This is a genomic window from Arcicella sp. GW821-FHT09D11 (genome assembly GCF_059416265.1).
The window spans coordinates 887947-903346 of sequence record NZ_JBWKOV010000002.1 but is presented as its reverse complement, the minus strand read 5'-3'; the positions used below and the strand labels follow the sequence as shown (position 1 = coordinate 903346).

Annotated in this window: 14 protein-coding genes; 3 read left to right on the top strand and 11 right to left on the bottom strand. The window is 35.3% G+C overall.

What is annotated here, in order from left to right; all coding sequences use genetic code 11:
• Positions 1-143: 143 nt before the first annotated feature.
• The 4 genes from odhB to AC07N0_RS08910 all read right to left on the bottom strand — a co-directional run bounded on the left by odhB (position 144) and on the right by AC07N0_RS08910 (position 6542).
• Positions 144-1715 carry a 2-oxoglutarate dehydrogenase complex dihydrolipoyllysine-residue succinyltransferase gene (gene odhB / locus AC07N0_RS08925; RefSeq protein ID WP_494588897.1) on the bottom strand — a complete coding sequence of 524 codons (1572 nt, stop codon included), beginning with the start codon at positions 1713-1715 and terminating at the stop codon, positions 144-146.
• 209 nt (positions 1716-1924) lie between these two features.
• Complete coding sequence (locus tag AC07N0_RS08920) at positions 1925-4672, bottom strand: 2-oxoglutarate dehydrogenase E1 component (RefSeq protein ID WP_494588896.1); 2748 nt, start codon at positions 4670-4672, stop codon at positions 1925-1927.
• Between the two features lie 306 nt (positions 4673-4978).
• A complete protein-coding gene (locus AC07N0_RS08915) occupies positions 4979-5920 on the bottom strand; it encodes a PorP/SprF family type IX secretion system membrane protein (RefSeq protein WP_494588895.1) in 942 nt (313 codons plus the stop codon).
• Positions 5921-5984: 64 nt separating this feature from the next.
• Positions 5985-6542, bottom strand: coding sequence for a Pr6Pr family membrane protein (locus AC07N0_RS08910; protein WP_494588894.1), 558 nt, complete (start codon positions 6540-6542; stop codon positions 5985-5987).
• A gap of 250 nt (positions 6543-6792) precedes the next feature.
• On the opposite strand from AC07N0_RS08910, the gene AC07N0_RS08905 reads away from it, so the two are divergent.
• Both AC07N0_RS08905 and AC07N0_RS08900 read left to right on the top strand, forming a co-directional pair.
• Positions 6793-7506 (top strand): phytanoyl-CoA dioxygenase family protein, encoded by a 714-nt coding sequence (locus AC07N0_RS08905; protein ID WP_494588893.1) that lies wholly within the window; start codon positions 6793-6795, stop codon positions 7504-7506.
• Positions 7507-7527: 21 nt separating this feature from the next.
• Positions 7528-7800 (top strand): hypothetical protein, encoded by a 273-nt coding sequence (locus AC07N0_RS08900; RefSeq protein WP_494588892.1) that lies wholly within the window; start codon positions 7528-7530, stop codon positions 7798-7800.
• A 39-nt stretch (positions 7801-7839) separates the two neighbouring features.
• On the opposite strand, the gene AC07N0_RS08895 is transcribed toward AC07N0_RS08900, so the two are convergent.
• From AC07N0_RS08895 to AC07N0_RS08880, 4 genes are all read right to left on the bottom strand, one after another.
• Positions 7840-8223 carry a hypothetical protein gene (locus AC07N0_RS08895; protein WP_494588891.1) on the bottom strand — a complete coding sequence of 128 codons (384 nt, stop codon included), beginning with the start codon at positions 8221-8223 and terminating at the stop codon, positions 7840-7842.
• A gap of 91 nt (positions 8224-8314) precedes the next feature.
• The gene (locus AC07N0_RS08890) at positions 8315-9028 is read right to left on the bottom strand and encodes an NRDE family protein (protein WP_494588890.1); all 714 of its coding nucleotides are present in this window, start codon (positions 9026-9028) and stop codon (positions 8315-8317) included.
• A 47-nt stretch (positions 9029-9075) separates the two neighbouring features.
• The gene (locus AC07N0_RS08885) at positions 9076-9576 is read right to left on the bottom strand and encodes a hypothetical protein (protein WP_494588889.1); all 501 of its coding nucleotides are present in this window, start codon (positions 9574-9576) and stop codon (positions 9076-9078) included.
• A 52-nt stretch (positions 9577-9628) separates the two neighbouring features.
• Positions 9629-10156 (bottom strand): YceI family protein, encoded by a 528-nt coding sequence (locus AC07N0_RS08880; protein ID WP_494588888.1) that lies wholly within the window; start codon positions 10154-10156, stop codon positions 9629-9631.
• 461 nt (positions 10157-10617) lie between these two features.
• Between AC07N0_RS08880 and AC07N0_RS08875 the strand changes: the two genes are divergently transcribed.
• Positions 10618-11781 (top strand): sigma-54-dependent transcriptional regulator, encoded by a 1164-nt coding sequence (locus AC07N0_RS08875; RefSeq protein WP_492802334.1) that lies wholly within the window; start codon positions 10618-10620, stop codon positions 11779-11781.
• An 81-nt stretch (positions 11782-11862) separates the two neighbouring features.
• Here AC07N0_RS08875 and AC07N0_RS08870 read toward each other — a convergent pair whose 3' ends face one another.
• The 3 genes from AC07N0_RS08870 to AC07N0_RS08860 form a co-directional block, all read right to left on the bottom strand.
• Positions 11863-12321: a hypothetical protein gene (locus tag AC07N0_RS08870; RefSeq protein ID WP_494588887.1), complete on the bottom strand. Its 459-nt coding sequence runs from the start codon at positions 12319-12321 to the stop codon at positions 11863-11865.
• Between the two features lie 171 nt (positions 12322-12492).
• Positions 12493-14679 carry a S9 family peptidase gene (locus AC07N0_RS08865; RefSeq protein ID WP_494588886.1) on the bottom strand — a complete coding sequence of 729 codons (2187 nt, stop codon included), beginning with the start codon at positions 14677-14679 and terminating at the stop codon, positions 12493-12495.
• 174 nt (positions 14680-14853) lie between these two features.
• Positions 14854-15393: a hypothetical protein gene (locus AC07N0_RS08860; protein ID WP_492802328.1), complete on the bottom strand. Its 540-nt coding sequence runs from the start codon at positions 15391-15393 to the stop codon at positions 14854-14856.
• Positions 15394-15400: the final 7 nt, after the last annotated feature.

Here is a 15400-nt window from a genome sequence, read left to right as displayed (position 1 = left end):
AAGTTATAAGTTGATTTACTTTATTATAAAATGGGGACTCTTATTTTTCTTTCATAAAAAGATAGCTAAAAACTCCTTATTTTCTAAGGAATTTTTAGCTATCTGTTCTGATTGCCGATTGCTGAAAGCCATCAGCCTTTTATTTATACATCTAATAATAGACGTGTTGGGTCTTCAAGAAGTTGTTTTACTCTTACCAAGAATGAAACTGACTCTCTACCGTCGATAATTCTGTGGTCATAAGAAAGAGCAATGTACATAATCGGACGAACAACAATCTGTCCACCTACTACTACAGCACGTTCTACGATATTGTGCATCCCTAAAATAGCTGATTGAGGAGCATTGATAATTGGCGTTGATAACATCGAACCAAATACACCACCGTTAGTAATCGTAAATGTTCCACCAGTCATTTCTGGTAAAGTCAATTTATTATCTCTTGCTTTTAAAGCCAAGCGAATTACTTCTGATTCAATACCTGCTAAAGATAATTGCTCAGCATTTCTGATAACTGGAACTACTAAACCTTTTGGAGCAGAAACAGCAATTGAAACATCGCAATAGTCATGATAAACAATTGATTCTCCATCAATTGACGCATTCACTGCTGGGAATTCTTTTAACGCTACACAAACCGCTTTGGTAAAGAACGACATAAAGCCTAAACCAACACCATGTTTTTCTTTGAATTTGTCTTTGTATTTTCCACGAAGATCCATGATTGGTTTCATGTCTACTTCGTTGAAAGTAGTTAACATCGCTGTTTCGTTTTTCACTTGAACCAAACGACGAGCAACTGTCTTACGCAAAGAAGTCATTTTCTCCGTTCTTTCTCCTCTACCTGATGTTGATGGAGCTGCCACTGGAGCTGGCTCAGCTGCTTTAGCAGGCGCTGGCGTTGGCACAGCTACTGGTTTTTGTGCTGATTGTGCATCTTCTTTCGTAATACGACCACCTACACCAGAACCTTGAACATTTGCTGGGTCGATACCTTTTTCTGCTAATGCTTTAGCTGCTGCTGGCGAAGCATGTCCTGCTGCATAACTAGTAGCTGATGCGCTTGAAGCTGGTGCTTCTGGCGCAGGAGCTGCCGCTGGTGCAGCCGCCGTTACAGTCTGACCCGCACCTACTGTGATAGTAGCTACTATTCCACCGATTGGCAAGGTAGTACCTGCTTCGGCTACTATATGTAATGTTCCTGTTGCTTCAGCAGGAAGTTCAAATGTTGCTTTATCTGATTCTAGTTCACATAATACTTCGTCCATGTTTACTGAATCGCCTTCTTTTTTATTCCATGAAGAAACCGTTACTTCTGTAATTGATTCTCCGACAGTAGGAACTTTAATCTCAATCGTTTTGGGTGCTTCTGTACTAGCTACTGTTGCTTGCGAAGGTGCAGGGGCAGTAGTAGGTGCAGGCGCAGGTGCTTCTTGAGTAGCTGGAGCAGGCTCTGCTGGAGTTGGAGCAGCTTGTCCTCCCACTGTTTCAATAATACAAATAACAGCACCAATCGGTAAAGTATCACCTTCTTTAGCAACGATTTTCAAGACGCCTTCAGCTTCGGCTGGGAGTTCAAAAGTGGCTTTGTCTGATTCTAGTTCACACAAAACTTCATCCATTTTAACAGTATCTCCGTCTTTTTTATTCCAAGCGGCGATGGTTACCTCTGTTATTGACTCGCCTACTGGCGGTACTTTCATTTCAATTGCCATATTCTGAATTTATAATTTAGAATTTAGATTTTAGAATGATGATATCTCTAAAAACCAAAACTATATGATTAAAATACTTAGTTACTATAATTTAAGTTGATTGATGAATTACAAGTGTTGTCTTTAAAACTAATCTAACACACTAATAACCCTATAAATTAATAAAAGTTGGTTACCCATTCAAGCATGAGTAACCAACAAATTTACTATTATGCGAATGCTCTTTCTATTAATGCTGCTTGTTCTTCATTATGAACTTTTAAGAAACCCGTAGCAGGTGAAGCTGATTTTTTACGTGCTACTAAGCCTTCAAATGGTTTCCAGCCAAATTCACGAATAACGAATGACCAATATCCCATGTTTTCTGGTTCTTCTTGTACCCAGTAAACTTTTGCTTTAGGATATTTATCTATCTCTGCTTGAACTTTCGTAGTAGGGAAAGGTTGTAATTGCTCTATACGAATGATGGCTACATCTGTACGGTTATCTTTAGCTTGCTTGTCTAGCAAGTCAAAATAAACTTTACCGCTACAAAGCAATACTTTCTTCACTTTTTTAGCTTCCACAAAAGTATCTCCATAAACTTCTTCAAATTTTCCATCTGTAAAGTCACTGATTGGTGAAACTACTTTTGGATGACGGAACAATGATTTTGGAGACATCATTATTAACGGCTTACGGAATTCCCAAGCTAATTGACGACGCAAAGCGTGGAAAAGGTTAGCTGGCGTAGTAAGGTTTGTTACTACAATGTTTTCCTCTGCAGCTAATTGCAAGTATCTTTCTGGACGAGCATTTGAGTGCTCAGGTCCCTGACCTTCATAACCGTGTGGTAACTGCATGACCAAACCATTCATTGTTCCCCATTTAGACTCACAAGAAGCAATAAATTGGTCAATCATTGTTTGTGCTCCGTTTGAGAAATCACCAAACTGTGCTTCCCAAATAACTAATGTATCAGCGTTTGCTAAAGCATAACCAAATTCAAAACCTAATACTGCATATTCTGACAATAATGAGTTGAAGATTTGTAATTGCTCTTGTCCTTCTTCAATATAATTCAAAGAAGTATATGATTCGTTCGTATTAGCATCATGTAATACAGCATGACGGTGCGAGAACGTTCCGCGCTGTACATCTTGTCCTGATACTCTTACAGGTTTGCCTTCCAACAATAATGAACCATACGCCAGTGCTTCAGCAGTTGCCCAGTTCAATAATCCATTTTCAAAGAATCCTTTTCTATCTGATAATACTTTTTCAATTTGCTTTAAGGCAGTAAAACCAGCAGGCAATTTTGAAAGCGATGCAGCAATTTTATCAATGGCTTCTTTTGAAATACTTGTTTTCGGAGAGCTATCAAAATCTGCTAAATCAGCATAACGCAATTCAGCCCAACGGTTATCCAATTTTAAAGGATGGTATTCAGGACGAATTTTTTGTTTTACTAAATCCAAACGAGCTTGTAATTCACTCTTGAATTCAGAATCCATCTCTGAAGCCAATTTTGCATCAATATCACCCTTAGCAATCAAGTTTTGAGTATATAACTCTCTTGGGTTTAAGTGATTAGTAATATTTGCATAAAGTGTTGGCTGAGTAAATCGAGGTTCATCAGATTCATTGTGACCATTTCTACGGTAACAAACCATATCAATAAATACGTCACGATTGAATTGCTGACGGAATTCTGCGGCCATTTTAGATACAAAAACTACTGCTTCAGGGTCATCACCATTTACGTGGAATACTGGTGCATCAATGATTTTAGCAACGTCTGTACAATAGATTGACGAACGAGCATCCTCAAAGTCAGTTGTAAACCCTACTTGGTTATTAATCACAAAGTGGATAGTACCTCCTACTTCGTAACCTTTCAGTTTTGCCATTTGTGTTACTTCATAAACAATACCTTGACCAGCAACGGCGGCATCACCATGAATCAAAATTGGCAAAATTTTATCGTAATCTCCTTCGTAGTGAGCATCCGCTCTGGCACGACAAAAACCTTCTACCAAAGGATTTACAGCCTCAAGGTGTGAAGGGTTTGGTGCTAATTTCAACGAAATTTCAACACCAGATGGAGAAATATGTTTTGAAGAATATCCTAAGTGATATTTCACGTCACCATCGCCATGAATTTGGTCAGGAAGATTGCCTTCAAAACCATCAAAAATAGCATCGTAAGATTTGTGCATGATGTTGGCAAGCACGTTCAAACGACCACGGTGTGCCATACCTATCATGGCTTCTTTCACGCCTAATTCTGCTGAACGGTTGATGATAGCATCCAATGCAGGAATAGTACTTTCACCACCTTCCAAACCAAAACGTTTTTGACCTAAGTATTTGGTTCCCAAGAAGTTCTCGAAAACTACTGCTTCGTTCAGTTTTGTTAAGATTTGTTTCTTTTCATCAATAGAAGGATTGAATGATAAGGCTTCTCTTTCGATTTTAGCACGTAACCATTCTTTCACTTCTGGCTCACGGATATAAGCATATTCAAAACCGATAGAGCCTGCATAAATCTTATTAAGCGATTCTAGAATCTTGCGTAAAGAAACAGCACCAATGCCTAAGAAATTTCCAGCTTGAAAATTAGTATCTAAATCAGCTTCTGAAAGAGAATAATCTTTCAAATCTAAACGGGGCTGACGGTTTTTACGATTACGAATCGGATTGGTTTTTGCTAGAAGGTGTCCACGAGAACGAAAGGCTTTAATTAAACTAATTACAGCCATTTCTTTCTGAACGTTTGAAGTATCAGGCGAAGAAATGCCTTCACTTTTTATACCATTGGACACTCCTTCAGAGTCACTCCAATTTGCGTGAAAATCAAAACCTTTGAAAAAGTTTTGCCAACTTGTATCTACCGAATTAGGGTCTTTTGAATATGACTCATAAAGGTCAGAAATCGCTGCCGTATCAGCATTGGCAATGTATGAAAATTGATCCATTATAATGTGACGTAACCAGAATTGGGACTATCGTTATTTGTTTCTTTTTTGTTCTTATTCTATTCTAACGGCAAAGTTAAGCTAAGCTTTCAAATTAAAACATAAAAATTATTTGTTTTTTATTGAAAGAATGCCAAATTTATATAGCACAGCTTTTAATGATTCCAAAAGGATATATTTCTTTACAAAGTACAATAATAACTTCAAAAATTAATTATTTTACACTATTGGTTCAGCTTTTTTAGGATTTCGGTATATTTCTGAGCTTTTGTAAATAATAAATGCTCGTTTAATAGCAAGATTATTTCAGAAATACCTAAAAACACCCGATTTACCATTGCCTGAATCAAATTCATAGCGTAACATTATCTGATGAAAGCCTTCTTTCGCTCCCACTGCCCCGTTTGAATTGCCCGTAAAGTCATAAGCATATCCAAGTTGAATTTTACTGAATTGAATCTGTAAAGAACCTAAAAAAGCATTGTTTGAAAATTCAGACCCTGTATTTTGATACCACACGCCTAATCCAAAACGCTTATTAATCCATGCTGTTGCGTTAAGGTCAATATCTGTTCGGGTAGTATAATTGTTTGAAAGCCTTCTGACCAATATACCCGTCTTTAACTGCAGGTCATCATCAATATCAAAAACATATCCTGCTGTAATAAACGAAGGTTGATTGAATTCATTTTTATTAGCATTCAAATTCAACAAAGAAATACCTGCGTAATAATCATCATTGTGGTAATAAAGTCCTAAACCAATACTTGAATTAAATCCTGTCGTACCAATACCTCCGCCAGTTGATGAGATATAAGCGGGTACTTGCGTAACGCCCACCTGTACGCCTACTGCTAATTTGCCATCATTGGGTAACGTAAAACGATAGGCAAAGTCTCCGTACAATCCTAAGTTTCCAATAATACCTCCTGTATTGTTACCAATCAATTGGTCGGCACTGTATGCCTGAAAACCTATCGCCATTTTATCTTGCGCAATGGGCATATCAAAATTAAAATACTGTTGATTAGTAGCGGCAGCACCTACCGTACTAAATAAGGGACGACGACGATACAATGCTGCCATACTCACTACCTCGCGACTACCCGCATAAGCTGGGTTTACATTCAACGGCATCATTGGATAGGTAATATATAATTGTTCTTGTTGAGCAAAATTCTCAAAAGAGCATAGCAATGACCCAAGGAAAATAAGATTTAGCAATAAACGGTAGATTACGTTTTTCATAGATGAAATATTTTAGGGTCGAAGTTACAAAAAAGCCTGATTACAAATATTTCTATCATATTACTTATTTCAAGGCTATATTTCTAGTCATCAGCTTGCCAATGCCTATAAATAGACAAGAAACCATTATAAAGACGATGGTTATAAAGAAGGCATTGATGAATACTTTTATGTAGCCAAGCTGAGTAACATTAATAAACGGATATGGATAGAATCCTGAGAAAGCGCCGCTCAGCAAAATAAAAATCATATAAAGGAAAGGGAAAATTAGCCAAGGGCGAAAATCACTCCATTGAAGTTCGTCTTTCTTGACATATATGAGCCAATAAATAAAAAAAATCAGGGGTATAATTAAATGAAGTAATTCGTCGGCAACTTTAAATAAGCCTTCGGGGTGCCAAACGAAACGTAACATTGTGTTATAAATTATGCTGACAATAACGATATAGACTGTGGTGGCTGTTAATGTTTTGGGAAGCGATAAAAATTTGGTCAAGGCAATATTAGGTTTTAGCAACAGTACCGTAGAGCTAATAGAAACGAGTAGGTTGCTAAGAATGGTAAAATAGCTAAAAAACCTAATCGTTAATTCAGACATATCTTCTTTTTTGGTTGTTATCATTACATAATATTGGAGAATTAAGGCAAACCAACCTAATAAAACCAAAAAAGTTAAAAAGATTTTTTTTGATGGGATTTGTGACGTTTTCATATTTTAAAAGATTAAGGCAATTTTTAATATCAACTTGAAAACTACTCAGAATATTTTTTGTTTTCAATGATTTAAAACATATTTTTATTGCCATGAAAATTCAATCTCATACTCTTGTCATTTTAATAATTGGCATTTGTCGACATACTATTAAGCTAATATGAATATAAGTATTTATAACAAAATCAATAATGATGGTTTTGCTATTCTTGAAAATGTTTTTAGTGAAGAAGAAATCAACAACTTATTATATCATATTGAACAAGTAGGCACCTCAAAAACTACTTTTAGAAAAACAAAAGATTTATTTGCTATCCGACAATTTTTTAAGGAAGTTCCAGATTCAGTCAAAGTAGTTTTTTCGACTAAGCTAAAACAAATTATTGCTGACGTATTTGGGTCTGACTATTTTGTGGTAAAATCAATCTATTTTGATAAACCAGAAGACTCAAACTGGTTTGTTGCTTATCATCAAGATTTAACAATATCTGTAGATAAAAAGGTGGATATTGAAGGATTTGACCTTTGGACAAACAAACAAAATCAATTTGCGGTACATCCCCCACTTGATATACTGGAAGATAATTTTACTATTCGTATTCACCTTGACGATACTAATGATGCTAATGGAGCATTAAAAGTAGTAGCAACATCTCACTTGAAGGGTATTTATAAACCTGAAACGATTGATTGGGCAGTTGAAACTGAGACTATTTGTTCGGTAAAAAAAGGAGGAATAATGTTTATGAAACCATTGCTTTTACATGCCTCAAATAGAACGACGAATAATAAAAAGCGAAGAGTTTTGCATATAGAATTTAGTAGAAAGTCACTACCTCAAAATTTAAACTGGGCAGAGTTATTAATAGTTTAAAACGATTTTAAAATTGAAATCATGAATATATCCTTGAGTTCCTTATTTGCATTTAATGTGCTCCCTCATAAAGAAAAACTCCGTTTAGTAGTTATAAAAGATGAGCAAGAGTTTGTTTGCAGAATTGAAAACAGAAAAAACCTGAATCAATTCATCGCCAATGAATATGCCTCTATTTTCAAAGGAAGACTACAATTGATTAAAGACAAAGAAGACGTATTTGTACAAGTAAAAGGAGAAATCATTGGTAAAATATCAAAAAATATTTTTGAGAAATCTTTAACCGTTGCGTAATTCTATTGCTATTATCATTGATACGTATTTATACAAAACTTACTTCTTTACTGGGCTTGTAACGAAAACGTAAGTAAATAATAACGCAAACAATACATATATCAAACAAATAAGCCATAGGTAAGAAAGAGCAGGATATTGCATTGCTGCTTTTAATAAAGCAATGCCTGCAATAGCAAAATGCATTAAATTACCCATTGCTAATGGTCGAGCATAAATGCCACCGATTAAAACGGTTTTAGCCATCCAGTTCATCATGGCAAAACCAAGGTATAATGCTCCAAGTACTTGTAAGATTAAAACAGGAAATGTAGTTTCACTTCCACCTATGAAAGCAATAATTTCTTGTGGGAAAAATGTGCATGAGATGCCACTTAGTCCCATCACAACGGCACTAGCAATCATTAAATATTTTGTATTCATTCCTGATTTTCTTGAGCTTACATTTTACAATACAAAGATAGCTATATTTAGTAGCTTATAAGTAAGGTACTAAACAACAAGTATCAATACCTTACAGTACTCTATACTTTAAAGCTTGTTCTGAAAGCAAATCATGAAAAGAGAACGATAAATATTGATTTTGTTTTACAACTTGAAACACGCATTGTGTTACTAACAGATTTTCTCGGTTTATACGCATATCATTCTCCTCGTCGCCCGTTCCTCCATATAAATGAAAATCGATTACTTGGTCAGGACTACAATTAGGATATTTTTCTTGGAAATCATCAAACCATTGCTCTCGCTTGTGTCTGATTTCATCACTATATAATGTAGCCGACGACCAAATATGTGCCTTAGTCGCATCTTTTTGGACATAATGCAACACTTTGCCATCCCAACGAAACTCGCATAACTTTATGTTTTCCTTGTCACTATGAATAACAATCAACGTAAAATTCTCTATTCCTTCAAATTCGTATTGTGCTAAAAATTCATCTGTCGAATTAAACTTAAAAAAATCCAAAATTACCTGCCCTCTGCTTTGCTTATAAGGAGGATTGTGCTGATGTTTTTCAAATGCTCCGTTTAATAAACAAAGGGTAAAATCATCCGAAGTGGCTAACCACGTCCCTCCTGCCAGTGCATCTTTCGGGAAAAAAACCTGTTTCCCGTTAATCACATATTTCTTAGGGGGTATTGCTTTGGGGCGTGTTAGGGCTTCGTCTCGGTTATTGGTCAAGAAAAAACCATTTTTATTAGGCAAATAAGTAAGTACACACATTTTTAATAAATGAGTTGGTATTGATTTACATGAAATTTTAATCGGTTTTAGGCTTCAGCCATTTTACGATGTTGAATGGTAGAATGAGCTACGCCAAAGTCGGAGGAAATTTGGATAGCAGGGTACACTTCATTCAACCCAATTTTGATAATCGCCAGATGATGGATAGTATGCTCTATCAGGTAAGTAAGTTCGCGAAAAAAGCTACTTGAAATATCCATTACCTGTTCTAAACCAAATGCTGATTGAAGCGTTAATGCTCTATCGTGCTGGTAAAAATCCAAGCGATAAGTCACATTCTCTAATACTTCTAAAGCAAAATCCTTATCGCCCTCTATACGTATATCTCGTTCACGCGCATCATAATTTACCATTCCTGTTTCGTATCCTTTTAAAAGGCATAAATAAAATTCAGTAATATGCCTTACGTGTTGTCCTACAGAATGATAATGCAGTGGGGCAAGATTATCTTGATAGACTTCGTTTTCTAAACTCTCCATCAAATCAGCAAGCTGTTTGATAATGTCAATGTTAATTTTTTGGAGCATCTTTTTATAGTTTTATGTGAATTGAAAGCAATAAATGGTAAACATTCTCCAGCTACTGAGCTACGGCATTGACTAAAATTGTAAATGTCACATCGTCACTCATTCCAAGTGTTCCTCCTCCTACAGCCCACTCTCTCCTGTTGATGGTGGTACTTCCTAAAAAAGTAGCATTATTTCCTTCCTGTTTGAATGTAAATGGTATTTTGACATTTTTGGTAGTTTCTTTAATCGTCAAATCAAAATATCCGACAAAGTCATTTCCTACTTTTTCTATTTTGGTAGACTTCATTGTGATAAATGGGTATTTAGATACATTAAAAAAATCTTCCTTCTCTTTTAAATGTCTGTTCCGGATATTATTATCGGTATTTAAAGTAGCGGCTTCTACAAAAGCCATTAAACTTGCATTATTCAAATCATTGACATCGAATTTCAACACTCCTGAAAAGCCTTTGAATTTGCCATTGATGGTAGATCCTAACATTTTAATTTTAAATGAAACCCCTGCGGTTACGGGTTTCCATTGTTGTGCATAGGTGCTAATATTTACGAAGAGCAAACAGATTAAGATTTTTTTCATAGCTTTTTTCATTGAGCTTAAATTTAACTATTTCATTTTAAAATTTCATTATACCAGCTTAGCTCTTCTAAAATTCTATATCAAAATTTTCGTACCAGTTAACCCATCATTTTTTTTTGAACATTATCATTTGAAAGTAGTTATGGATGATGATTGCCTTGCAAATTTGACCGTTTCAAAGGATTTGCATGGTCGGATAGACGACTTAAATCAAAAATGAATGTATTATTTAAAGAAAGAAATACTTAATCGTGAGGAATTGAATTTAATTGAAGTAAAAAAAAGACAAATAAATAATAGCCAAATTTAATTCTTGATGCAAATTTTGCATTTTTGATAATAAATTTGATAGAAACAGCAAAGTAAAGAGGATAAAATTAAGTATTTTTAACGATTCCTTCTTAAATTCACAGCATAAATACCTTTAAATTGAAGCTGCACAAAATCCCCAATTCCAATTCATGGCGAAATTATTAATTATTGATGATGAAAAAGCGATTCGAGGTGCTCTGCGAGACATATTGGAGTATGAAGGCTATAAGATTGACGAAGCAAATGACGGTGAGCAAGGATTAGAGATGTTCAAGCAAAACGACTATGATGTTGTCCTTTGCGATATTCGTATGCCTAAAATCGATGGACTAGAGCTACTTCAAAAAGCAACTGAACTGGGACGTTCCACACAATTCATCATGATTTCAGCTTTTGGAAATGTGGAAACCGCAGTAGAAGCCACTAAACGTGGTGCCTTCGATTTTATATCTAAACCCCCTGATTTGAACCGCCTTTTAGTAACTGTAAGAAATGCAGTGGAGCGTGGTAAAATGATCATAGAGACAAAAGTTTTGAAGAAAAAAGTTTACCGTTTGAATGAAATTGTTGGAGAATCTGTCGCTATTCAAAAAGTAAAAGATATTGCAGACCGTGTGGGCCCTACCGAAGCGCGTGTATTAATTACAGGTCCTAACGGAGCGGGTAAAGAAATGGTTGCTAAGCGTCTGCATGAAAAAAGTAATAGAGTAGGAATGCCTTTGATTGAAGTAAACTGTGCGGCCATTCCTGCGGAATTAATCGAATCAGAATTGTTCGGTCATGAAAAAGGCTCTTTTACTTCTGCTGTTAAACAAAGAATTGGTAAGTTTGAACAAGCAGATGGCGGAACACTTTTCTTAGATGAGATTGGTGATATGTCGCTTTCGGCACAGTCAAAAGTGTTAAGGGCTTTGCAAGAACATAAAATTACGCGAGTAGGTGGCGATAAAGAAATCAAAATCAATGTACGTGTTTTTGCAGCTACGAATAAAAACTTACAGGTAGAAATTGCAGAAGGGCGTTTCCGTGAAGATTTATACCACCGTTTAAGTGTGATTCCGATATATGTTCCTCCACTTAAACAACGTCCAGATGATATTCCTTTGTTAGTGGATAAATTTCTTGATGATGTAGCCGATGAATATGGACAACCAACTAAGCAAATTGAAAAAGAAGCAATGGAGTATTTACAAACTTTGCCTTGGACAGGGAATGTGCGTGAATTAAGAAACGTTGTGGAGAGATTAGTAATTATGTGTAATGAATTAATTACGGTAGACGACGTAAAAATATTTGCTACGCCAGTGATATAGTTTTGGGCTTTAGCTATCAAAAAGGGCAAATTCATTAAAATGAATTTGCCCTTTTTATATTACACGACTTAGAAAGTCGTGCTACTGTTTGGTGGTTTTTTCTTCTTTTTTCTCGGTATTGACTGAAAATCCTGTTCGGTTTACGATTTTCCACTCGCCTTTTATCAATTCCATTATTCTCAGCTCTTTGGTTGCTACCTTTTTGCCGTCTATGGTTTTTGTTTGGTCAAAGCTTAGCCATACATAGGTTGGATTTACTTTCCTAAAATTAAAATTCTCTCTGGTATAGCTTGCTTTAGTCGCTTTAGGATTTTGACTGAAATAAGTATTAACAAACTTGCTGATATTATCCCAATTCTCTTGTTGTGCTGTTAATTCTTTATCCACTATAGCCCAATAAGTTTGTGCCGTTTGTCGATAACAAAGACTCCACTTTTCAACATTTCTTGCATTAAAATAATTAGCCTCATCAGCAATCACTTGCTTTATTTGTCCTTGTTCTTCAGAACTAGTAATATTTTGTGCAAAAGTATTATACATGCAAAGTAGACAAGCTACAAGTAGTAAAAAACGAAGGTTCATAGTCAGTTAATGATTAAAAGGTATAATAATACTATTCTCAAAATTCTTTATCTCTAGCGGGTGACTTAAGTCACCCGCTAGAGATAATTATTAGGTTATCGACAGCCAAAAGCCGAAGACTGATAGCCTTTATAAATTCTTCTCAATAAAATTAGTCATCATTGTATAAAGGTGAAAACGAGTGTTGCCTCCATAAATACCATGATTCTTATTTGGATAATAAAACGATTGAAACTGTTTATTAGCCTTAATCAATGCTTCTTCTAGGGCTATTGAATTCTGAAAATGTACATTATCATCACCCGTTCCATGTACTAACAAGAAATTCCCTTTTAAGTTTTTAGCATAGGTTACTGGCGAGTTTTCATCATAGCCTTTTGCATTCTCTTGAGGAGTTCTCAAGAATCTTTCAGTATAAATACTATCATAAAAACGCCAGTTAGTAACAGGAGCAACAGCGATGGCGGCTTTGAAATAATCAGCACCTTGGAACAAACAGTTTGATGACATATATCCACCATAACTCCATCCCTGAATCCCGATTCTAGTTTTATCTACATAAGGCAAGTTTCCCCAATATTTTGCAGCTTCTATCTGGTCTTTTACCTCTAGTTTTCCCAAGTTCAGGTAAGTACATTTCTTAAAATCTGCTCCTTTTCCACCAGTCCCGCGGTTATCCACACAAGCAACAATGTATCCTTTCTGCGCTAAATGCTGATACCAAAATGAATTAAAACTATCAAACTGATTTAATACCTGCTGACTTCCCGGTCCGCCATATAGAAACATGAATACTGGATATTTTTTCTTAGGGTCAAAATTAGTAGGTTTAATCATCCATGCGTTCAACTCAATGTTTTCAGATGTTGTAATGGTCATAAACTCCTTTTTGGCTAAATCATAAGTTTCAAGGGTTTTTCTTAGTTCAGCATTGTCTTCTAATACTTTTACTAACTGTCCCGAGAGGGCTTTGTATAAACTTACTTTTACTGGGCTGTTCGCCGCCGAATGATTGAGGATGTAGTATTTAAAATCATTGCTAAAATTAGCACTGTTCATACCCTTCTCTTGCGAAAGCTGTTTCTTGTTTTTCCCATCTAAAGCAATACTAAATAGCTGGCGTTCAGTATTAGATAATTCGGTAGACGTAAAATAAAGTGTTTTTGTCTTTTCATCAATCCCATAAAAATCATCTACTTCCCATTTCCCAGTAGTGATTTGCTGTATCAATTTACCCGTAATATCATAATGATAAAGGTGTTTGAAACCATCTTTTTCCGAAGATGCGATAAATGATTTTCCGTCAGACAAATAGGTTAAATCATCTGCAAAATGTTCAACATCTACATACGTTCTGCTTTCTTCTGTATGGATTACTTTAGTATTGCCCGTTAAAGCATCAGCATGAAGAATATCCAAATGGTTTTGTAAACGATTCAATTTTGTGATAGACAATACATTAGCATCCTGTGTCCAGCGAATTCTTGGCACATAAATATCAGTATCATAACCAATATCCATTTTAGTACTTTTCACTTCATTTAGGTGATATACCGAAATAGCTACTTTTGAATTAGCTTCTCCTGCTTTCGGATACTTATAACGGTAGTCTGTAGGATATAACTTACCCCACATTTGCAAATTATATTCTGGCACATTGGTCTCATCAAAAGTATAATAGGCTATTTTCTTACTATCTGGCGACCATTGAAAGGCACGAGCAAAAGAGAATTCTTCTTCATAAACCCAGTCGCAAGCACCATTGATAATTTGATTCCATTTACCATCATTCGTAATTTTTTGCTCTGTCATCGTAGCTAAATCAACAATAAACAAGTTGTTTTGACGCACAAAAGCTACTTTAGAACCGTCAGGAGAAAAAGTAGCAAACATTTGTTTTCCTCCGCCAGAAAGCTGAACAAGTTTCTTTGTTTTTAAATCATATACAAAATTTTCTTCTTTCGAACTACGACGATAAATAGGCTCAGACTCTGTACTTATCAATAATTTTTGTTCATCCGCAGAAAGGGCGTAGTCATCTATTACTATTTTTTTCCCTAGATTCTCTACACTTACGGCTTCATTAAAGATTGTCTCTACTGCCGAACCATCTGTCACTTGATACTTGATAAATTTGCCATTATCAAGGGCAGTATAAAAGGCGCCATCTTTCATCCAATTGACATTCTGTACTTGTTTTTGGTTGAAAGTATATTTAGTCCAAATGTCTTCTAAGCTAACTTTCTTTTTTTGTGCGAATACAGGTGTATTCACAGCATAAATAACGATGAAGGCAATATAAAGCAGTTTTTTCACGAATATTGTGGGTCTTGAATGTTGATTGGTTAATTTTTGGAAAAGTTTTCTATGTTTATTGTCAAAGATAAAAAAAATAGAGTAAAAAGGCAGTTACAAAGCTTGATTAAGCTAAAACAAAATTGGCATGACCGAAGCCATGCCAATTTTGAGCGTAATATTTTATAGATGATTTTATTTAAAAATAACAATCTCTGGGGTTTCAGTAGTATTACTTGTATTCATAGCCCTGTCTTTAATCGTAACTTCAAACTTCACTGTATCCTTTTTACCAGTTAGATTAGGAATCCCTGCAAAGTTAAGGTATTCAAAATTGACAGAATAATCTACGACCCCTTCGATAGGGCCAGCCTTAGTGCCATCTTTTAAATGAAATAATATATTCCCTCCAAATTTCACACTAGGGTCGCTCAATATAAACTTGCCATTCTTTTTTACATATAAATCAATCAGGTAAGTTCTGACATCTAAACCATATTTTTTTTGCAACGCTGCAAACTCCTGAGCATTAAACCCTAAGTCACCATCACCATCTTGAAAGTTAATAGAAATAATCACAGAGTCTTTCTTGGTAACCCCCAACTGAGTTGGTTTCTCTGTGGTGATAATACGAAGATTATTATATGAAATACTGGGTATATTACTAAAATCTGGTACGCCTGTACAAGAAAACATAAGCACTAAAAAACTAAAGATGTATAAGTTCTTTCTCATAGCATTT